This window comes from Flavobacterium psychraerolatum (assembly GCF_025960985.1).
Taxonomy (GTDB): domain Bacteria; phylum Bacteroidota; class Bacteroidia; order Flavobacteriales; family Flavobacteriaceae; genus Flavobacterium.
Genome location: NZ_JAOQMX010000045.1, coordinates 1 through 21,893, shown reverse-complemented (window position 1 = coordinate 21,893; position 21,893 = coordinate 1). Strand labels below are relative to the sequence as shown.

Below are 21,893 nucleotides of genomic sequence, written 5' to 3'. Positions count from 1 at the left end.
TATAAGTTCCCGACAAAGAAATTCTATCAGATAATTTTGTACCGAAGTCCTATAAGGAGACCATTCTACAGGAACTCTGTGTTCGTTTCTCAGTTTTGTGCCCAATTTTTGCTATCATTTTTCTCCTTTTTTCAAATGTTTTAATTCGAGTTCTTCCGTTAATTGGGTTATGGCACGACATAATTAAGCTAGCTCGATCGTTTGTTTCGTAATGTTAAAACAAAATATTTTGAAAGCGAAACGGAATTAAGTGGTATTGTGGATGCATAAGCCCGACCGAACGCAGGAAGAGACGGTGTGAAGATGAGGAACAAGCAGTGCAATATAACAGCTGCTGTTTTCAAGCTGCTGTTTTATTGTGACTACGCCGTGTCTGTGGAACGGAGAGCCTTCGACAAGCTCAGAATTGTCAATAGTTAAATTGAAATAAGTAATTCCACATAATAATCTAGCCCCACTGGAACAGCTGAACGGAACAAAGGGAACGACGGAAGAGAGACCGCTTGATTACCCGTGATTATTTATACAATATAATTACATATTATGTAAAGAAGCTTTGGTTAGGAAATTATTGATAAGAGTTGCGGAGTATAAGAGTTATTGCATCAATAACCATGACAGTAATTTTTTAGGAGCGTTGGCAAAGGAGGCTGACTGGAAACATAAAGTGCTCTATGTTACTAATTTAGTTTAAGTTCTATGTTTTTAATTTGTCGATAAGCGATTGTATAATTACGTTTTTTATATTAAAAATTACGTTTAATGGAAATAAAATTACGTTTTTGTTTTTTTTATGTGTTTTATTTCTGTAGTTTTGTAACGAAAACAAATCTTAAAATTATGTATACAGAAATATTGAGAATTATAGAGGGTGGTCTTGCTAAAGATTCAAGTAAGGTCTACAGTTATGCAAAATTATTAGCTGATAAAATGAATAAAGATGGTGAGGATAAGTTGTCAAAAATGATTTTAAAATTAATTGAAAAGAAAGAACCTGCTAATGCTGTAACGATGGATATGTTATTAACTGCTCCAGTTGATAATGATAGTAGAATGAGTATTGTTGATGTTGAATTGCCTTCAAAGGAGGAATTAAACATTGTTTTAGAACCTTTTTTACAAAATAAAATTCATGATTTTATAAAAGCAGTAAAGCATCAAAATAAACTAATTGGTTTTGGTATTGATACTTCAAATACGCTTTTATTATATGGTAATCCAGGATGCGGTAAAACTACTGTTGCTAGATATATTTCAGAACAAACGGGTTTACCTCTGGTTATAGCTAGATTTGACGCGATTGTTTCTTCGCTTTTAGGAAATACTGGAAAGAACATCAGGAAAATATTTGATTTTGCCAATGATAAACCTTGTATTTTATTTTTAGATGAATTTGATGCTATAGCAAAAGCTCGTGATGATCAACATGAATTAGGAGAGCTTAAAAGAGTGATTAATAGTCTTCTACAGAATATAGATATTTTTTCCAAGAATAATATTTTAATTGCGGCTACTAATCATCCAGAATTATTAGATAAGGCTATTTGGAGAAGGTTTAATCATGTTATTGAAATTGGTATGCCTAAAGAAAATGAAGTTTTGAATTTAATAAATAAATTCACAGATAGTTTTAAGAATGATTTTATAGATGATAAGAAGAAATATGAAAAACTTGTTAAATTGTTTGAAGGTAAATCTCCTTCTGATATAAAAACTATAATTAACAACGCCAAAACTCAGGCGGTTATTCATGGAAATGGAATATTGACTTATGATGAGTTGTTATTTGAAATTTTTGAGTTTAATAATCATGGTGTAGTGTCATTTGATAAAATGATTGAATTTTTGAATGATAACGGTATATCTCAAACAGCCATTGCTGATAAAATGAACGTTTCATTGAGACAGGTTAGAAATTATTTAAATAAACAATCTTAAGCTATGGCAACTAACAAAAACTTACCGATAAAGTTCTTTCAAAAAAGACAAAAAGATGAATCCGGAACTGAAGGAGCTGGAGGAGGAAAAATGCCTAAATGGGTTAATGAAGAGAATGTTTATGGAAAATCAATATATTTTAGACAGGTTTTAGTAGAGGTAAATTATTTGTTTGAAAAAAAGGTTAAACTAAATAATTATATTCCTACAGTAGTAAAACTTAAGGTAAATGAAAAAGCTTTAGCTAAAAGTTTTCGTATGGATATAGCTAACTTATTTAATGTAGAAAAAAAATTAAACATTATAGGTTTTAATCAAGAGAGTGAGTTATTGGTAAAAATAGATAATAGTGATGATTTAAAAAAAATGATTTCCAATTTAGCAAAAGTGGATAATAATTTCCTTAGTGATTCACTCATATTAGGGATTGACTCTATTGAAAATATTGAAGTTTTTTCACCAATTATAGAACCTGATATTAATTTTGAAAATAAAATCAAAGTGAAATTATTTAACTATGGAGATAATGAGTTGAATAGTATTTTGATTAAAAATTTTGAAGCATTTTGTAAAGTCAAAAATATTAATTTTAAAACAACTGTATATTCTGCGGATTTAAATATATATAGTATAACAGGTATTACTGAAGACGGCTTGTCTCAATTAGAGGATTTTGACGGAATACAGTTAATCACTGAAATGCCAAGTTATGATATTACTTTTGATGAATTAACAGATGAAGATATTGTTGATGTTAAACTACCTGTGGAAGGTAAAGAATATCCTATTGTTGGAATACTAGATTCTGGTATTTCAAATATACCTCATTTGTCTCCTTGGTTAGTGAGTGAAAATAGTACCTATTTCACAGAAGAAGTTACTAATAAAAGCCATGGGACATTCGTAGCTGGAGTATTATTATATGGTGATGAACTTCAAGGTGAGCGATATACAGGATTAGAGGGGTGTAAAATATTTGAAGCTATTGTCATTGCTGATAAACATAAGCAACCTATTTATGAAGAAGAATTGATTGAAAACATTAGAGATTCAATTAGTAGATTTAGTCATATAAAGATTTGGAATCTTTCACTTGGAACTACATATGAAGCAGATTTATTTGAGTTTTCTGATTTTGCTAAAGCTTTAGATGAAATTCAAGATCACAATGATGTTCTAATATGTAAATCAGCTGGCAATTGTGAAAATTTTAAACATAGAGCTCCAAAATCAAGAATTACAAAATCGGCAGATACAATAAGAGGACTTGTTATTGGTTCTATTACTCACAGTCAAAATTTAGCAGAAGATTCGTTAAAAAATAATCCTTCTTCGTTTTCAAGAAAAGGACCTGGACCTTCAAGTGTTATTAAACCAGATTTAACACATTTTGGAGGGGATGCAGGTTTAGATGAAAGAAACAGATTGGTTACCAATCCAATAAAATCATTTTCTGTAAATGGTAAAGTGGCAAAAAATGTAGGAACTAGTTTTTCTACACCTAGAGTTACAGCTATTGCGGCAGGATTGAACTTTAAGCTTAATGAAGTTTTTAATCCTACTTTGTTGAAAGCACTTATCATTCACTCTGCTAAATATCCTGAAGAAATAAAAACGGATCTTTCTGAGAAGTTAAAGCATGTAGGTTTTGGATTGCCAACAAATATTGACGAAATATTATTTAACGAACCTAATGAAATTACTCTTATTCTCCAAGATACATTAGAAAAAGGAAGTTTTATAGATATTTTAGATTTTCCTTTTCCTAAAAGTATGATTGATAATGATGGCTATTATTACGGAGAAATTACAGTTACAATGGTTTCTGCGCCTATTTTAGAAGTGTCACAAGGAGCTGAATATTGTCAATCAAACATTGATGTTATGTTCGGAAGTTATGATTTTAAAAAGCAGCGAGATATTACTCAAAAGACAATAAAGAACCCGATAGGGGCTGATGGAAGACAAAATTTATTAGCAACTAATTTATATTCCAAAAAAGAAACAAAAAAAACCGATGATAAATTTTCTTCTGAACGAATGTTGATTTCTTATGGGAATAAGTATCAACCAGTAAAAAAATGGAGTGTGAATTTTGATGAATTTACACCAACTAATAAAGAGAAGTTTTTAAAAGGACCTAAAAATTGGTACCTTAAGCTAGAAGGACTGTTTAGGCATTATACTGAAGCAAAAGCTGAAATACAAAATTACACACCTAGTCAGGAATTTTGCTGTGTAATAACCATTAGGGATACTAAGAAAAAAGGAAATATATATAACGAGGTTACTCAACTACTCGATAGTTTTAGTTTCATTCATAGCAATGTGAAAATAAGACAAGAAGTTGAAGTACGATTAAACAATAACAACTAAAAATGTAAGCTGATAAATAAAAAAAACCCAATCGAACTTGGCGGTACGGATTGGGTTATAGGGAACAAGTTTTTCGACGACTTTCAAAATACTTAGGCTTATCACCTCAGTATCCCTCTATTTTGTTGTGTAAAACTAATATGTTTTTGGATAAAAACAAATTTTTAACAACAAAAACCGCTTGAAACTTATGTCTCCGTGAGTTTTTTAAGGAGTAGGAGTGTTAATAATTTAAAAAAAACACGAAGTATGAATGCACATTTAGGCGGTCATGATGACCAAAAAGGAAGACCTTCTTTAATATTGATTATTGAAGGCAAAGAGTTTAATTGGTTCGAACAGTACATTACTGGCAAACAATTAAAAGAGTTGAGAGGTTTACCTCTTGATTGTGAATTATTCTTGGATATAATTGAACCATGGAAAGATGACGCTATTTTAAACGATGAAGTCGTTGACTTAGCAAGAAATGGAATTGAGCAATTTTATGTCAAACAGAAATTAAAGTATTCTATTAATGAGGAAAAATTTGAGACTGATAAGCAGTATATTAAAGGTTCTCAAATTAGAAGGCAAGGAAATATTCCAGATGATTACCAAATCTTTTTGAATAATAAACAGCCATGGGAAGATGATTTAATTGAGGGCAATGAAATTGTTGATTTGGCTAGACCTGGAAAGGAAAAATTCTATTCTAAAAGAGAAGTTAGTGAATTTATTATCATTGTAAATGGTAGAGAAAAACAGTGGTGCGAAAAAACTATAATTTTTAAGCAGGTTGTTGAATTGGCATTTGTAAATTATCAAGATAATCCGAATACAGTTTATACCGTAACTTATGCTAAAGGTCCTCATCAAAATTCTGAAGGTAGCATGGTTAAAGGAGATAAAGTTTTAGTAACTAATAAAATGGTTTTCAATGTTACAGCAACTAATAAGTCATAGTCCCGACCTTAAAAGGTTACAAGATGAAGGTTATGAACTAGAGGTTAAAGGTGGATATTTACTTATCCACCATATACCTTATGTAACTCATCTCAGAGAAGTTAAACATGGTATTTTGGTTAGTGAATTGTCATTGGCTAATAGTCAAAGGACTATTAAGCCAAGTACGCATGTTATTAATTTTAAAGGTGAATATCCTTGTAATACCGATGGTAGTATTATTACTGCTATTCAACATTCCAACCAGCAAAACCTTGGTAATGGCATTTTAATTAATTTTTCTTTTTCTAACAAACCACAGAGTGGTTATAGTGATTATTATGAAAAAGTATCTACTTATTGCAAGATAATTAGTTCACCTGCTAAAAGTATTGATCCTTTGACTACAGAAAAGACATTTAGGATTCGAGAAAATTTTATTGAAACTGATGTTTTTCAATATATTGATACTAATTCTGGTAGAGCAAAAATTAACCTTATTAATGAAAAGGTTAAAGGGCAAAAAATCGGAATTATTGGATTAGGGGGTACAGGTGCTTATATTCTTGATTTACTTTCAAAAACACCAGTGAGTGAAATTCATCTTTATGATGGTGATGTGTTTTCACAACATAATGCATTTCGTTCTCCTGGAGCTGCTGGAAAGGAAGATTTAGATATTGTACCATCAAAGGTTGATTATTACGATAGTCTGTATTCTAAAATCCACAAAAAAATTACTGCTCATCATAGCTATGTTTCAAACGAGAATATGAAAGAATTACTAACAATGTCTTTTGTGTTTATATGTATTGATAATGATGTTTCCAGAAAGTTGATTATTCAATTTTTGTTAAAAAGCAATATTCCATTTATTGATGTTGGACTAGGTGTAAATGCGGTCGATGATACTCTTATCGGTACAGTTAGAGTAACAACAGGAACGGATAAAAAAAATAATCACTTAGTTGATAGAATACCTTTTGTTGAAGTAGGTAATAACGATTATAACACTAATATTCAAATTGCGGAGTTAAATTGTTTAAATGCTGTTTTAGCAGTCATTAAATGGAAAAAAATGTGTGGTTTCTATCAAGATTTGAGGGAAGAGCATCATAGTACATACTCTATTAATGTAAATCAATTGACAAGTGATGAAGTTACAGCATAAGTTTGTAGAGTTTATCCCAGAACAATTGGAAGATGGAATATTATATATTTCAGTTACTTATTGTACGGCCATACATAAATGTGTGTGTGGTTGTAACAATGAAGTTGTTACACCATTTTCGCCAATCGATTGGAAAATGACGTTTGATGGCGCGACTATTAGTTTATCTCCTTCCATCGGTAATTGGAATTTTGATTGTAGATCACACTATTGGATTAGAAATAGTGAAATTATTTTCGCCAGAAAATGGACTGACGAAGAGATTAAAGATGGTCATGAAAAACCCAAAAAGAAAAAGAAAAAATCTTTTTCAAAATGGTGGCAGAAGAAAAATTAATTTCTCATTTTTATTGGAAACAGGCTGTAAATCAGTCTGTTTTTTTTTTAATTATAAATCACAGGTCTGAATCCTAATTTAAGTTTTTAGCCTATAGTGTGAAATTTATTTTTTATAATTTGATTTTAATACATGTTACTTGACTCTATTATTTTACTGTTAAAGCTTCTAATAATATAACTTTTCTTTTCCTACTTTTTATGAAGCCATGATTTTATAATTTCTCTCTTTTATATAATGGTTTCTTTTAATATTAAAGGCTAATAAGTTCTTAATGAAAGCTTTTTGTTTTTACTTTACGATTCTTTCTACTTTCTCCATCAATATTTGAAAACATTCTTTTCTAATTAGTAGTTTTTCCTCGAGCTGTATTGCATATCGCGATTTGCAATATATTAGTATTCATTACTCAAATTTAGTGATTTTTACTTTCGCAAACTAAGTTGTCAAGTCCTCTTCTGCCAAACAACTCCACTTAACGCCAACATATTAAACAGCACTGGTTTCCAAATGATATTTGTCCATAAATCCTGCAAAGTGTAGGAATACAAAATGATAAATTATTCAAATCATGGGAAATCAAAGAAAAAAAGTAATGCTGCTAGCGTTGACTATGCTATCAGCATTTGGAGCATTTGCACAAGGAAACGGAACAGCCGGAATCACGGAGGCTACACAAATGGTAACCTCGTATTTTGATCCTGCTACAAAACTCATTTATGCTATTGGCGCAGTAGTGGGGCTCATTGGAGGAGTTAAGGTATATAACAAGTTTAGTAGCGGTGATCCTGATACTAGCAAGACGGCAGCGAGTTGGTTTGGAGCTTGCATCTTTTTGATTGTAGCAGCAACTGTTCTACGTTCATTCTTCCTTTAGTATTTGCGGTATGAATACCTATAATATTAATAAAGGCATTGGAAGAACGGTAGAATTCAAAGGACTGAAAGCACAGTACTTGTTCCTATTCGCAGGTGGACTGCTCGGGATGCTTATCCTGATAATGATCTTGTACATGACAGGAGTCAATTCTTATCTGTGTTTGTTTATCGGAATCGGTGGGGGATCGCTGTTGGTGTGGCAAACTTTTTCACTAAACAAAAAGTATGGTGAACATGGTTTGATGAAAGTAGGAGCCAATAAACGACATCCACGATATATTATCTGTCGCAAACCTGTGTATCGTTATTTCAAGTTCAACTCCAAATTGTACCAGCTATGAGAAATAAGTCAAAAGCAACTACACTGGAATCTAAGTTTCCCTTGTTGGCAGTAGAAAACAATTGTATTATCTCCAAGGATGCAGATATTACCGCTTGTTTTCGAGTACAGCTACCAGAACTTTTCACAGTAGCTTCTGCGGAATATGAAGCCATTCATTCCGCTTGGCACAAGGCAATAAAAACCTTGCCTGATTATACGGTGGTACACAAACAGGATTGGTACATCAAGGAAAATTATGCTCCTGACATTGCGAAAGAAGATTTGAGTTTTTTGGCAAAATCCTACCAGCAACATTTTAATGAGCGTCCGTTTCTCAATCACTATTGTTATATGTTCTTAACAAAAACGACCAAAGAACGCATGCGAATGCAGAGTAATTTCTCTTCGCTTTGCAAAGGGGTACTTATTCCAAAAGAAATAAGAGATAAAGAAATTATTTCTCGTTTTATGGAATCGGTGGCGCAATTTGAGCGTATCGTCAATGATTCGGGTTTTATAAAATTGGAACGATTGAGTGAGGAAGACATCATTGGAACAAATGACAAACAAGGATTACTGGAACAATACCTAAGCCTTTCAAGAGAGGAGGGGACACCACTGCAGGATATTGCTTTGGGAGCAGAAGAAGTTCGTATTGGAAACAAAAGATTGTGCTTGCATACGTTGTCCGATACCGATGATTTACCTAGTTCGGTGTCGGCAGAAACTCGATACGAAAAGCTGTCCACCGATAGGAGTGATTGTTTGTTGTCTTTTGCTTCACCAGTTGGATTATTGTTGTCTTGCAATCACATTTACAACCAGTATCTTTTTTTGGATAACAGTGAAGATAACCTGCGTAAGTTTGAGAAGTCCGCACGAAACATGCATTCGTTGGCACGCTATAGCAGAGCCAATCAAATAAATAAGGAATGGATCGAACGCTATTTGAATGAGGCGCATTCTTTCGGTCATGCTTCTATTCGAGCGCATTTTAATGTAATTGCGTGGTCGGATAATCCAGCAGAACTAAAACAATTAAAAAACGACACAGGTAGTGCTTTGGCACTCATGGAATGCAAACCAAGGCACAATACTACCGATGTTGCTACGCTTTATTGGGCAGGAATGCCAGGCAATGCAGGAGATTTTCCAAGTGAAGAAAGTTTTTACACTTTCATTGAACCTGCGCTGTGTTTTTTTACGGAGGAAACGAACTATAAAAGTTCACCCTCTCCTTTCGGAATTAAAATGGCTGACCGACTTACAGGAAAACCCATCCATTTGGATATCTCTGATCTGCCTATGAAACGGGGTATTATCACCAATAGGAATAAGTTTATTCTTGGTCCTTCCGGTTCTGGAAAGTCATTTTTTACCAATCACATGGTCAGACAATATTATGAACAAGGCGCGCATGTTTTGTTAGTCGACACGGGTAATTCCTATCAAGGTTTGTGCGAACTCATCAAAGGAAAAACTAAAGGGGAAGATGGCGTTTATTTCACCTACACCGAAGACAATCCTATTGCCTTTAATCCTTTTTACACCGATGACGGCGTATTCGATATTGAGAAAAGAGAAAGCGTCAAAACATTGATATTAACCTTATGGAAAAGGGATGATGAACCACCAACACGGTCCGAAGAAGTGGCACTTTCAAATGCCGTGAGCGGTTATATTGAACGTATCAAACAGACTGACGATTTTCCGTCTTTCAACGGATTTTATGAATTTGTGCAAGGAGAATATAGAAAGCTATTGGGAGATAAAAAGGTACGAGAAAAAGACTTTGATATTGACAACTTTCTCAATGTATTAGAACCCTATTACAAAGGTGGAGAATATGATTACCTGCTGAATTCTGATAAGCAACTCGACTTACTCTCCAAGCGATTTATTGTTTTCGAAATTGATGCAATCAAGGATCATAAAATCCTTTTTCCAATTGTGACGATCATTATTATGGAGGTTTTTATTAATAAGATGCGTCGATTGAAGGGAATACGAAAGCTAATCCTGATTGAAGAAGCTTGGAAAGCGATCGCCAAAGAAGGAATGGCGGAATACATCAAATACCTGTTTAAAACGGTACGGAAGTTTTTTGGAGAAGCGATTGTCGTAACCCAAGAAGTCGATGATATTATTCAATCACCTATTGTAAAAGAAAGTATCATCAATAATTCAGATTGTAAAATACTCCTTGACCAACGGAAATACATGAACAAATTTGATGATATCCAGGCAATGCTTGGTCTAACCGAGAAAGAGAAAGCGCAGGTACTTTCGATCAATATGAACAATGATCCAAAACGACTTTATAAAGAAGTATGGATTGGGCTAGGGGGAACGCATTCTGCAGTATATGCCACAGAAGTTAGTTTCGAAGAATATTTAGCCTATACCACTGAAGAGACGGAAAAGTTGGAAGTGATGCAATTGGCCAGTCAACTGGATGGAAATGTAGAGCAAGCCATCAAAAGGTTAGCTCTTGAGAAAAGAGAAAAAGAAAACAATTAGTAAAATTTTAAAAACGAATAAAAATGAAAAATTTAAAAATCATGGTATGTATGGTACTATTTGTTACTGTCATGCCGAGTGTTAAAGCACAATGGGTGGTAACAGATCCTACCAATTTAGCGCAAGGAATAGTCAACTCAGCGAGACAGATTATACAAACTTCGACTACAGCGACCAATATGATTAACAACTTTAAAGAAGTGCAAAAAGTGTATAATCAAGGAAAGGAATATTATGATAAACTGAAGGCGGTCAACAATCTGGTAAAAGATGCTCGAAAAGTACAGCAGACTGTGTTGCTAGTTGGTGATGTTTCTGAGATGTATGTAAACAATTTTGGTAAAATGCTAAATGATCCAAATTTCAATGAACAAGAACTAACAGCAATTGCGAATGGGTATTCGATCTTACTTAATGAAAGTACAGAATTGTTGAAAGAGTTAAAGCAAATAGTAAATTCCTCTAGTTTGTCGCTCAATGATAAAGAGCGTTTGGACATTATAGACCAAGTGTATGTAAAAGTAAAAGAGTACCATAATTTGGTTCGCTACTTCACCAATAAAAACATTTCGGTCAGTTACCTGCGAGCCAAGAAAGCCAATAACAGTCAAAGAGTCTTAGACTTATACGGAACGGCTAATCAGAAATATTGGTAATCATGGAATATAGTAATCTTCATGAAGTATTACGTTCGTTGTATGACGAAATGATACCGTTATCAGCAGATATGGCAGCAGTTGCTAAAGGTTTGGCTGGATTGGGGGCTTTGTTTTATGTAGCATTAAAAGTGTGGCAAGCATTGAGTAGTGCCGAACCGATAGACGTCTTTCCTTTACTGAGACCATTTGCTATAGGGATGTGCATTACATTTTTCCCAACCATTGTTTTAGGTACGCTTAATGGAGTTCTGAGTCCAGTAGTCCAAGGAACACATAGCATACTAGAGAACCAAGTTTTAGATTTGAATGCGTTGCAACAGCAAAAAGACCTACTGGAGAGAGAGGCTATGCTTCGAAATCCAGAAACAGCCTATTTAGCTTCGGATGAAGAATTTGATAAAAAACTAGATGAACTCGGATGGACACCATCTGACTTGGTAACCATGTCAAGCATGTATGCGGAAAAACAGATCTACAGTTTAAAGAAAATGGTTCGAGATGGATTTCGTGAATTTATAGAAGTTCTTTTTCAAGCGGCTGCACTAGTTATAGACACGATCCGAACATTCTTTTTAATAGTGCTCTCTATACTAGGTCCCATCGCATTTGCCATTTCAGTTTGGGATGGGTTTCAGTCTACCTTGATTCAGTGGTTTACTCGATACATTAGTGTGTACCTGTGGTTGCCAGTTTCTGATCTGTTTAGTGCGATGTTGTCCAAGATCCAATCACTCATACTCCAAAAGGATATTGACAGCTTAGCTGATCCCAATTTCATACCTGATTCTTCTAATACTGTCTACATCATCTTTATGATTATTGGTATCATAGGCTATTTTACTATTCCTACAGTAACTGGATGGATTATTCAGGCTGGTGGTGCAGGGAATTTTGTTCGAAATATAAATCAAACGACCACAAAAACTGGAAATATCGTAGGAGCTGGTACAGGTTCTGTTGCTGGAAATATTGGGGGTAGATTAATGAAATAACAATTTAAAATTAAAGTAAAATGGAATTTAAAACTTTAAGAAACATCGAAAATAGTTTCAGACAAATTAGACTTTATGCACTCGTTTTTGCAGTGTTGTGTATTAGTATATCAGGTTATGCTGTTTGGGAGTCGTACAGATTCGCTGAATTGCAACGTCAGAAAGTGTATGTGTTAGACAATGGAAAATCGCTAATGTTGGCTCTTGCTCAAGATGCTTCTATCAATAGACCTGTAGAAGCGCGAGAGCATGTACGACGATTTCACGAGCTTTTCTTTACTCTAGCACCAGACAAAAATGCGATTGAGAATAATATGAAAAGAGCATTTAATCTAGCAGATAAAAGTGCTTTTGATTATTACAAAGACTTAGCAGAAAAAGGATATTACAACAGGATCATTTCTGGTAATGTGCAACAACGACTTGAAGTTGATAGTGTGGTATGTGATTTCGAAACCTATCCTTATGCTGTTAAAACGTATTCAAAACAGTTCATCATTCGGTCAAGTAATGTAACAAAAAGAAATCTTGTTACTTCTTGTTTCCTTGTGAATTCTGTTCGTTCCGATAACAATCCGCAAGGGTTTAACATCGAGAAGTTTACGGTATTGGAAAATAAGGATTTGGAAATTATTGAACGTTAAAAGCAAAATTATGAATCAGTTATATGATTTAGAAACATTCGCTAAAAAACTAAAGGATAAAGGTTACGACGGTTACTTCCAAACAGAAGCAGCTTATTCAGGCAAATTAATAGAAAGCATAAGCGAATATTTGAAAGCCTATCAAAACGACAAAGGTATACCGAATAAGAACCCCTCCATTTTATTATCGACCTACCTCCAATGGAATGGAGATGATAAACCGAGGGTTAAATGTAATCTGTACATAAAACATGAAAACGGAACTTTTGATGTACAAAAAATGGATATCTCAAGAACAGATCGTTACGGACAACTATTGAAGAAATCACAACTAACAAACCTTTCAATAGCAACTATTCCGAAAGTAAAAGAGGCGATATCCCAAGTGACCGAAGATCCCAAACAGCAGCTTTCTTCCCGTAAAAGAGGGTTTAGGATGTGATAACAAATAATAATTTAAGTTATGGAAAAGTTGCAATTTAAGATTAAGAAATGGTTTGATAAACAAGAGGAAAAATGGCTTGCATTAACCGTTAGGAAACAGCATCAATACACACTTTACTTCTTTACAGCGTATCTGCTGATTTCTGTAGGAGTAATTTTCAAAGTATGGTTTGATATCGATAAATAAGATATTGGTAAGTCCGGCAACTTTGCAGGACACAATAGTAACAATCATTAAAAATAAGATATATGAAAGATAAAGAAAACAAAGAAAAAGTGGTTCGAGTAACGGAAGTGAATTCGAAAGAATCCACTGATGTACTGCAGGACAATACACAAAATATAGCCGATAAATTTAAAAAACCAATCATATTTGGATTGATGGGAATAGTGTTTTTTGGCTGTATGTATTTGATCTTTAAACCGTCAGAAAATCTGAAAAATATTCAGATTCTAGGGTTAAATGATTCTGTTCCTCAAGCTACAACTATCGGTTTAGAAACGGATAAGCAAAAAGCCTATGAACAGGAAATATTAGATCATAAAAATCAAGAGAAACAAAATGCGCTCACATCGCTATCGGATTACTGGAATGAAGGTAGTACAGAAGGATCTTTGCAGGATGTACCTGAAAAGCAAGATGAAGTTGCTAATAATGCATCGTTGAATAGTTATCGCAATGCACAAAATACATTAGGCAACTTTTATAATAAGGATAATTCTGAAACGCAGGAATTACGCAAACAATTAGATGAGGTGAAAAAAGAATTAGCAAGAAAGGAAGAAACACCGACCAATATTGTTGACAATCAGTTGGAGTTGATGGAAAAATCATATCAGATGGCTGCTAAATACTTGCCGACCAATTCGACTGCTACAGAAAACAAAACTATTGCCAGCTCTTCACCATCTAAGGAAGCCTTTGTATCCATAATTGCAGAAAGGCACAATGTTGTTTCGACCTTGCAGCAAGAGATTGTAGTAGATCCCTTTTTACCGCTGATTGGTACTAATTTCATTAGCAATAATCAACAACTAGCAAAGAATAGTATTCGTGCTGTTATTCAGGAAACACAAGTTGTAACCGAGGAAAGCAGTGTTAGCTTACGATTGTTGGAGTCCTCTAGGATACAGGGTAAGATTATCCCAGGCGGAACTGTAGTAACGGCAAATTCCAGGTTTCAGCAAGGTAGATTGCAGTTGAAAATTACCTCTATTGCATTTGAGGAAAATATTTTGCCCATAGAATTGACTGTTTATGGTTTGGACGGACAACAGGGATTAACAGTGCCTTATTCTCCAGAACGTACTGCTATGACCGATATGGCAGCAAATATGGGGCAGACTTCTGGCAGTAGTATCATGCTATCAACTTCAGCTGGACAACAGATTGCGGGTGATTTAAGCCGAGGTTTAGTCCAAGGAGTTTCAAATTATTTTTCGAAAAAAATCAAGACTCCAAAAGTTACCATAAAAGCAGGACTGCAAGTGCTTCTAGTATCAAAAAAATAATTGTTCAAAAAATAAATTGTATAAAAATGAAAACAGCTGTAAAAAATATTTTAAAAATAGTAATTCTAATGTTAGGATTCACATCAATTACGCATGCACAAGGGGCCTTGTGCACGAGCGAAAAGAAAAATTTAAGTATAATAGAACCCTACACTATAGAAGTGACATTCGATAAAACTTGTCATCTACTGTTCCCTTCTGTTATTCGATATGTCGATTTAGGTAGCAACAACTTGGTTGCGAGTAAAGCTGATGATGCTGGTAATGTTTTACGAGTTAAAGCATCCACTAGAGATTTTGAAGATGAAACCAATTTTTCAGTAATTACCGAAGATGGCACCTTCTATAGCTTTAATGTCTTCTACAATTCTTGTCCGATAGTTACCAATTATAGTTTGTCAAAAAACAAGAAAAACGATTGGAAATACTATTCAAATCAAGTTCTTTTTGAAGAGCTAGGGAAAAGTTCTCCCTACCAGGTTGACGAAATAATGGGGGAGATCTACTATAAAGACAAACATTTTATAAAGCAGATTGGTGCAAGAAAATTTGGAATAGAATTTCTATTGAAAGGCATTTATATTAATGGTGACAAATATTATTTTCACACACAAATTAAGAATTCAAGCTTCGTTTCTTTTCCTATTGATTTTATTAATTTTAAAGTAGTAGATAAAAAGAAAGCAAAGCGCACTGTCGTACAAGAAGTAATAAAACACCCAATAAGAGTTTATAAATCCATAGATGAGGTGTTAGGAAAAACAGTCTCAAGAAATGTTTTTGTTTTGGATCAATTTACGATTGCAGATGATAAAGTACTTCGAATTGAACTCCATGAGAAGAATGGTAGCCGATTGCAAATATTAGAAATTGAGAATTCAGATTTACTCAAATCTAAACTAATCCAACAGGAGAATTCGGAACCAATTAAATAAAAAGGTAGAGGATCAAAATGGTTTAACGATTGATTTTTCTTGTTTTTAAAAACGAATGACCAAGTGATTGTTTTACTATTTATAGTTTAACAATCACTTTCATTTTTGTATGATAGTTATTTATTTAACTATTTAATAATGAATTGATTAATGTGTTTTTGTTGCTTTTTTTGTACATTTATACTGTTGAATTTTTAAATATTTGAATATGAATCCTGCATTGTTTTTAGGTGTAATTGCTCTAATTATAGGTGGAAGTCTTCGTTATTGGATTAATAGACGAAAGTTTTACAGACGCAGTGCAATGGGAGTGGAGGGATTTTCAAGTTACGAAAAATCAGTAGTAATAACTTTCTTTGAAAAAGTGACCAAATGGATTTCCATTGGATTAATTATTTTTGGACTGCTCATGTTATGGAGTTATTCAAAAAAAGAGTTAAGCGAAAAGAAACCAGCTCAAATCAAAGTAGAAAATTTGCAGTAATAAGGCGGCATTCTTTTGCTTCTTTTCTTTTGACGCTTTTGTGGAAAGAAAAGAAGGCGATAATAAGTAATAGGATAAAGAATATCCTATCATTTAACTCGAACCTTTTCAGAAAAAATAGAAGGAAGCGTTGCGTACTGGTTACTTTTTTCTGAAGTGGTTCAACTAGTTTCTTCAAAAAGACTTTCCCGACCATTTGGAAGGGAAGGTCTTTTTGAAGTTCGAAATTGCAACAAATGTATTCAGTAAAACAAAAAAATTAGACAAATTAAAATAGACGGCCACTATCAAAGTGGGCCGTCTATAGTTTTAAAAAGGAATATTAATTAAAGCAATTGGTACCCATATTTTGAAAATTAGTACAGATTTCAAATGCCTTTTGAGATTTTAATTGTGCAGTGCCTCCCAAAATAATAGATTGCAATTTTGCTTCATTGTCCTTATAGCTTCGCACATTTTGATAGTATCCTGTTACAGCGTTGTAAGCTCCAAACAAAGTTCCTTTTGTGGTGTTCATTTGTTGTGAGTCGCTTGTCATAGCATAGGCAAAAGCATCTTCAACCGTGTTTTTAAATACGGTGGACAATTCAGCATCATTTCCAGTTTTGAGATACTGTAAGGTTTCCTTATTAGGGCATAGTGCGAATTGTATCATTTTCTTAACCTCATTATCATTCACTTTTACTTTTGCCCAATTATTAAAAATACCCTCTAATTGATTGCTAAATTCGTTTGCTAATCCCATTACTTTGTGCGCATTTTCCAAACGTTGTTTTGCTCCTGAAGTGTGACGAATTCTCACCACATTACTCATATTTCGAAGAGAAGCATTTAGTGTATTTTGGCAAACAATTCTAATAGGTGTAAAAGCTGCAGTAATACTGCCGCTACCATCGTGTGAAGTAGTGAGAAAAATATATTTTTCTGTAACATCATCACCAGTACCAACACGAATATAGTTAGGTAATTTTGCTGTAATAAAAATGCGTTCTCCATTACCTAATGCGCCTGCAGTCTCGTACATAATTCCATCTGTACCACCTACAATAGCATCAAAGAAACTAAATGCTTCACAATTTTGTACAATATGATACTCTTTACCGACTACACCCAAAACAGTATTGTTATCAGTACGGGTAGTAGCAAAATAATTAGGCACTTTTAGTTCATTGTCTCTAATTGATATACTGTCATTAGAATCAATTACGTTTGATACCTTGGAATAAAGAGGACTTTTTATCACTTCATAGTCAAGTCCTGCGTGTTTAATTGCTTCTGCACTTGTCGGATAGTCTGTTACTATTTGCCCTAAGCCGTGCCAAGCTTTTTCTTGTACGCTAAAAAATGAATAGCGTCCCGTTCTTTCATTGAAATTTAAATTGTGTGCCATGATATTAAAGTTTTAAAAGTTGAAAAAATGATTAAATACTTAGTGTTAAAAGGGTAAATCCTCAACAGGTTCTGGTGTGATGATCTTTGTATTATCCTGCTCTGTAAACCCTTGTGTAAATTCAATTTTCTTACTGCCTCCGTGCAATTTTATAGTCGATGTATGAAAATTCAAACTTGATTTTAATTCTCCGTTAGTAGCTGTCCAGGCTCTTGCACTTACTCTGCCTGTAAGCTCAACTAAAGCGCCTTTGTTTAGTATTTTTGCAATATTTGGACTTCTCCAGTAGGAGCAATCAAAATAGCTTGTTTGCTCTATGCGTTCGCCTTGCTTATTTCTGTAGCTATCATTGATAGCCACTGAAAAATTTACTACTTGTTTGTCTTGCGGGGTTCTGTGTATTTCCGCATCCTTTGTTAATCTTCCGATGATGTTCATGATTTTCCGTTTTTAGGGTTATTTTTTTTAAATTAATTTATTCGGTAATGAGAGGAGGAGCTGTTTTGTTTCACTCTAAATCCAATATAAATAGTACTACATTTCATTGTTGACATTTTTTTTATTCGTCCAAAGAGTCGGAGTATGCTATGTTTCGTTTCGAGAGCATAAAAGGTTAGTGTTTAGCAAAAACAAGGTTTTATCAAATAAATACTATTCGCCGCGGCGGATGGAGATTTTTTGATAAACCCGTAGGGCAAGACCTTTTTTTTGCGTTAAAAACACTAGTATACCTTTGCTCTTGAAATGGGACAATTAGCATACTGGCTTTTGAATACAGATAGGATGGAAGCAAGGTTGTCCTGTGTATTATGTGTGATGGTAAAGAAAGAAGGTACTCGACTAATAGTACTGTTTGATGGTACTAATCAGCTTATAGTTTGAAGTAATATTATGGCTAAATAAGCCATGGAAAAGGATCTTGAAAATTATGCGTAGTTAGTGGCTTTAATTTTTAAGATTTTTTTATTGAGTATCCTTAAAGCTCTTTTATACTGTAGCATAGCGAAGGTATAAATGTGCTTTGAGGATCTGAATGGGTTAAAAAAGGAAAATTATGGAAAAGCTCATTTTATTTCGAAACTAATTTTAGCCGAAATTTTTAATATATTGTTTATCCGTTTCTTAGTTTATAGATAGCATTTTGATGCCAAAAACGACCAAATAGTGACACTTGTTATTACTAATAATAGTTTAGACTAATTTTAATATTAACCTTGAAATGGAGAGTTTTACTAGTCTAATATTATATGATTTTTTGCTGACAAACAAATTTTAATTGAGCTGAATATTAGGGCTTAATCTATTTTTATAAAATTGAAGTGTTTACAAGATAAACAGGATCATATTTGTTATTTCTATAATATCAAGAAATCATGAAAAATAAAATAAGCGACAATGATGAAGCTCCATACGAGATGCAGATTCTAAATGAGAGGATAACTCGTATTGAAGAAGTTTTGCTTGGTAAAGGAGGTAGGTGTAGAAGTCTGGCAATTGGTGTAGAAAGTTCTACAAATACAAAATGCAGTTCAAATTTGCAAAAAGGGGAACTGATTTATCTTTTTCATATTTTGATGGAGGAAGGGATATGGTTTTTTGATAACATAGATGAGAAAAAGAACAGAAGCCAATTTCAATATTTTATTGAGCGACATTTTACCTACTCTGGAGAAGGGAAGGTGCAGCATAATATAATGGGTACAAGTAGGCATTTTTCGGAATGTAGAGGATTTACCTATAAGGAAAAACAAATCCGCTATCTTGATAAGTTTATCAGATTATTAAATTCAAAGAAGGAAAAACTAAGTAGGACATAGTGTTTACAATATAATTAATAAAATCTAACAGACATGGAAAGAACAGAAATTGAAGAGAAGGAGATGAAATTTGAACAATTGGTTTTAATATTAAAAAAAGCTCTTTCCCCTCTATATTTGAAGATTGATGAAATTGATTCCAAGATAGATACAAATAAGAAGAACAATCTTCCAAAGTATTACAGAAATGAGGATTTAAAAAAGATATTTGGACTTTCTAGTAATACCATAATCAAGTATCGTCAGACAGGTATCCTACCTTTTACAAAGATGGGGGACATATTCTTATATGATGCAGCCAAGATTGAGAGAAGCCTCAAGGAAAGCACAAACGGATAATTTAAAACTTATCCTATTTGTATTTAATGAAAAAGCCACAAGATATATTTTTCTGTGGCTTCTTTATTTTTTATCTTATTATTGGTAGATACCTTTAAGTATTTCCATGTCATGTAAAACGTTCTGATCCATGACTTTTGCATAATGTTGGGTTTGTTTAATGTTGGTGTGTCCCATCATTGCGGATACATTTTCAATGCGAACTCCATTTCCAAGGGTAACCGTTGTTGCGAAGGTATGTCTGGCTACATACCATGTTAGTTTTTTTTGGATGTTGCAAACATCACCAATTTCTTTTAGATAGGCATTCATTTTTTGATTAGATATTGATGGAAGTAATGCCGTTTGCTTTCCTCGGTATTTATCGATTATTTTGATGGCTGGTGGCAATAATGGAACGTTTGCTCTTATATCTGTTTTTGCCCGTTTGGTCATTATCCAAAGACTATCAGATGAATCTTTAATAATGTTTGTTTCATTAAGTGAGGTTGCATCTGTAGGTGCGTATCCTGTATAACAGCTAAATAGGAATATATCCTTAACTCTTTGCAGGCGTTCGGTGCCAAACTCTTTTGATTCTATTGCATTCAATTCTTCCTGAGTGAGAAATACGGAATCACAAACTTTAAGCTTACCTTCATAAACGTCAAAGGGGTTTTTCTCAATTGATCCTGTCCTAATAGCATGTTTACAAGCGGTTTTAAACATCCTCATGTACTTTACAACTGAATTATTCTTTATTCCTACGACACCTTTAAATTCACTATCATACCGAAGAAAAGATTCTAGAGAGAAGATAAATGCTTCGTCGATTGTGTTGAGATCCATTTCATTTTTTTGATAATGTTTTTTTAAAAATGTGGAAAGCAGTGTTTTTGCACGTTCGTACTTTTGCAGTGATGCTGGAGCTCGGTCACCGGCATCAGCTTTTTTCTTAAAATACACATTGTGTTTTTCAATAATTTCTATAATTCCTACTGACTTTTTTTTAGGTGGTAATTTTCCTCGTAATCCCGCCTTTAGTATTTCTAGAGAAACTTCTGATCCGAATTTCGACAGATCATTCACTCTACGTTCTAAATTTAATTTGAATATTTCCAGTGCATTTCGGATTATTTTTTCATTTTCGAGTCGTAAGGAGGTCCGTAGGTTGTTCGTTGATTGCCACCTTTCACGGCTAATCATCTTTCCTGTGCTTATTGTTGTGGATTTGTTGTTTAAGATAACTTTAGCGTAAATAGGAGAAAGTCCACTTTTGTTGGCTTTGTCTGCTTTGAGGTAAAAATTTACTTTTAACATGGTTTTTGAATTTAAATTAATAATTAAAATTGATTTAAAACCACTTAAGAACCTAGTGTACGTAGGGAATTCCCAGGGAATTCGAAATTTTTAGTTACCCTATTTTATATCACAGAATTTAAAAAAGAACAGGGTAACCAATAGGGTAACTGTACTTTGACATTAAAGGTGTATTTTGACATCCCACATAAAAGAGAAAAGCCTCTAAATGCTAGCATTTAGAGGCTTTTGATTCATAAAGTTTCTTTTGAAACTTAGTCTGGCGGAGAAAGAGGGATTCGAACCCCCGGACCTGTTACAGTCAACAGTTTTCAAGACTGCCGCATTCGACCGCTCTGCCATTTCTCCAGTGAGCGACAATCATTATCTGATTGCGTGTGCAAATTTAAACCTTTTTTTGACATTACAAACCTAAAATGAATTTATTTTGAATAAATAATTTTAGACGCTAGCAAAAGTTCAAGAGATGCTACAGTATTCATTTCTTATAATTTATTGGGCTATTGATTTGGAAAGTAAAAGAGGTAAATAAGCAGGTCAAAAGCGTGTTTGAATGTAACTTTCCTTCTAAGTATTTAAAGCAACCGTAAAAGCTATTATTCATTTTCTTTGTACATGAGTTTAAAGTGCGTTTATAGTCTGATTTATTAAACCATTAATCTGATTCCTTTTTTATAAACAGTAGTCATTCTAATTTTTCTTTATTTTTCTAAACATTACCCTTTAGCTAGAGTCTTCATTCTTATTGTTTTTTTTATAAAACCAATAAGAATGAAGACTCGAAATTTACGTTTTATTTAAACGCTTTATTTATTGTGGCTCTTCGCTTAAAATAGTGGAATTGCATTTTTAGGCATTTCCTAAATAATACACCATTTTTATGAAATTTCCTGAATTTCTATAACCTCTTG

General features: G+C 33.5%; 21 protein-coding genes and 1 tRNA gene. 18 read left to right on the top strand and 4 right to left on the bottom strand.

What is annotated here, in order from left to right:
- Window positions 1–840 precede the first annotated feature (840 nt).
- The 16 genes from M2326_RS14605 (at window position 841) to M2326_RS14530 (ending at window position 16,137) form a co-directional block, all read left to right on the top strand.
- Window positions 841–1,938 (top strand): AAA family ATPase, encoded by a 1,098-nt coding sequence (locus M2326_RS14605; RefSeq protein WP_264620287.1) that lies wholly within the window; start codon window positions 841–843, stop codon window positions 1,936–1,938.
- Between the two features lie 3 nt (window positions 1,939–1,941).
- Window positions 1,942–4,314, top strand: coding sequence for a S8 family peptidase (locus M2326_RS14600; protein WP_264620286.1), 2,373 nt, complete (start codon window positions 1,942–1,944; stop codon window positions 4,312–4,314).
- Window positions 4,315–4,563: 249 nt separating this feature from the next.
- Entirely contained in the window at window positions 4,564–5,259 is a 696-nt protein-coding gene (locus M2326_RS14595; protein ID WP_264620285.1) for a multiubiquitin domain-containing protein, read from the top strand.
- Complete coding sequence (locus tag M2326_RS14590; protein WP_264620284.1) at window positions 5,234–6,409, top strand: ThiF family adenylyltransferase; 1,176 nt, start codon at window positions 5,234–5,236, stop codon at window positions 6,407–6,409. Before M2326_RS14595 ends, M2326_RS14590 begins: the two co-directional genes overlap by 26 nt.
- Window positions 6,393–6,746, top strand: coding sequence for a ubiquitination-like system serine protease family protein (locus M2326_RS14585; protein WP_264620283.1), 354 nt, complete (start codon window positions 6,393–6,395; stop codon window positions 6,744–6,746). The genes M2326_RS14590 and M2326_RS14585 overlap by 17 nt, the downstream gene beginning before the upstream one ends.
- Before the next feature lie 571 nt (window positions 6,747–7,317).
- Window positions 7,318–7,623: a DUF4134 domain-containing protein gene (locus M2326_RS14580; RefSeq protein ID WP_264620282.1), complete on the top strand. Its 306-nt coding sequence runs from the start codon at window positions 7,318–7,320 to the stop codon at window positions 7,621–7,623.
- Window positions 7,624–7,633: 10 nt separating this feature from the next.
- Window positions 7,634–7,966, top strand: a complete 333-nt coding sequence (locus tag M2326_RS14575; protein ID WP_264620281.1) for a DUF4133 domain-containing protein — start codon at window positions 7,634–7,636, stop codon at window positions 7,964–7,966.
- Complete coding sequence (locus tag M2326_RS14570) at window positions 7,963–10,467, top strand: TraG family conjugative transposon ATPase (protein ID WP_264620280.1); 2,505 nt, start codon at window positions 7,963–7,965, stop codon at window positions 10,465–10,467. Before M2326_RS14575 ends, M2326_RS14570 begins: the two co-directional genes overlap by 4 nt.
- Before the next feature lie 23 nt (window positions 10,468–10,490).
- Window positions 10,491–11,123, top strand: a complete 633-nt coding sequence (locus tag M2326_RS14565; RefSeq protein WP_264620279.1) for a DUF4141 domain-containing protein — start codon at window positions 10,491–10,493, stop codon at window positions 11,121–11,123.
- Between the two features lie 2 nt (window positions 11,124–11,125).
- Entirely contained in the window at window positions 11,126–12,118 is a 993-nt protein-coding gene (traJ, locus tag M2326_RS14560; protein ID WP_264620278.1) for a conjugative transposon protein TraJ, read from the top strand.
- A gap of 20 nt (window positions 12,119–12,138) precedes the next feature.
- Window positions 12,139–12,762, top strand: coding sequence for a conjugative transposon protein TraK (gene traK, locus M2326_RS14555; RefSeq protein WP_264620277.1), 624 nt, complete (start codon window positions 12,139–12,141; stop codon window positions 12,760–12,762).
- Between the two features lie 10 nt (window positions 12,763–12,772).
- The gene (locus tag M2326_RS14550; RefSeq protein ID WP_264620276.1) at window positions 12,773–13,204 is read left to right on the top strand and encodes a hypothetical protein; all 432 of its coding nucleotides are present in this window, start codon (window positions 12,773–12,775) and stop codon (window positions 13,202–13,204) included.
- A 21-nt stretch (window positions 13,205–13,225) separates the two neighbouring features.
- On the top strand, window positions 13,226–13,393 hold the full coding sequence (locus M2326_RS14545; RefSeq protein WP_264620275.1) for a hypothetical protein: 168 nt from the start codon (window positions 13,226–13,228) through the stop codon (window positions 13,391–13,393).
- 62 nt (window positions 13,394–13,455) lie between these two features.
- Window positions 13,456–14,718 (top strand): conjugative transposon protein TraM, encoded by a 1,263-nt coding sequence (gene traM / locus M2326_RS14540; protein WP_264620274.1) that lies wholly within the window; start codon window positions 13,456–13,458, stop codon window positions 14,716–14,718.
- Window positions 14,719–14,744: 26 nt separating this feature from the next.
- Window positions 14,745–15,653, top strand: coding sequence for a conjugative transposon protein TraN (traN, locus tag M2326_RS14535; protein ID WP_264620273.1), 909 nt, complete (start codon window positions 14,745–14,747; stop codon window positions 15,651–15,653).
- Between the two features lie 208 nt (window positions 15,654–15,861).
- Window positions 15,862–16,137, top strand: a complete 276-nt coding sequence (locus tag M2326_RS14530) for a molybdenum ABC transporter permease (protein WP_264620272.1) — start codon at window positions 15,862–15,864, stop codon at window positions 16,135–16,137.
- A gap of 322 nt (window positions 16,138–16,459) precedes the next feature.
- Here the strand turns inward: M2326_RS14530 and M2326_RS14525 are convergent, their stop codons facing one another.
- Window positions 16,460–17,527 carry a DUF932 domain-containing protein gene (locus tag M2326_RS14525; protein ID WP_264620271.1) on the bottom strand — a complete coding sequence of 356 codons (1,068 nt, stop codon included), beginning with the start codon at window positions 17,525–17,527 and terminating at the stop codon, window positions 16,460–16,462.
- A gap of 45 nt (window positions 17,528–17,572) precedes the next feature.
- Window positions 17,573–17,965 (bottom strand): single-stranded DNA-binding protein, encoded by a 393-nt coding sequence (locus tag M2326_RS14520; protein WP_264620270.1) that lies wholly within the window; start codon window positions 17,963–17,965, stop codon window positions 17,573–17,575.
- 935 nt (window positions 17,966–18,900) lie between these two features.
- Between M2326_RS14520 and M2326_RS14515 the strand changes: the two genes are divergently transcribed.
- Window positions 18,901–19,344, top strand: coding sequence for a hypothetical protein (locus M2326_RS14515; RefSeq protein WP_264620269.1), 444 nt, complete (start codon window positions 18,901–18,903; stop codon window positions 19,342–19,344).
- Between the two features lie 33 nt (window positions 19,345–19,377).
- The gene (locus tag M2326_RS14510) at window positions 19,378–19,683 is read left to right on the top strand and encodes a helix-turn-helix domain-containing protein (RefSeq protein ID WP_264620268.1); all 306 of its coding nucleotides are present in this window, start codon (window positions 19,378–19,380) and stop codon (window positions 19,681–19,683) included.
- A 78-nt stretch (window positions 19,684–19,761) separates the two neighbouring features.
- Here the strand turns inward: M2326_RS14510 and M2326_RS14505 are convergent, their stop codons facing one another.
- Window positions 19,762–20,982 carry a site-specific integrase gene (locus tag M2326_RS14505; RefSeq protein ID WP_264620267.1) on the bottom strand — a complete coding sequence of 407 codons (1,221 nt, stop codon included), beginning with the start codon at window positions 20,980–20,982 and terminating at the stop codon, window positions 19,762–19,764.
- Window positions 20,983–21,242: 260 nt separating this feature from the next.
- A tRNA-Ser gene (locus M2326_RS14500) sits at window positions 21,243–21,330 on the bottom strand.
- Window positions 21,331–21,893 lie beyond the last annotated feature (563 nt).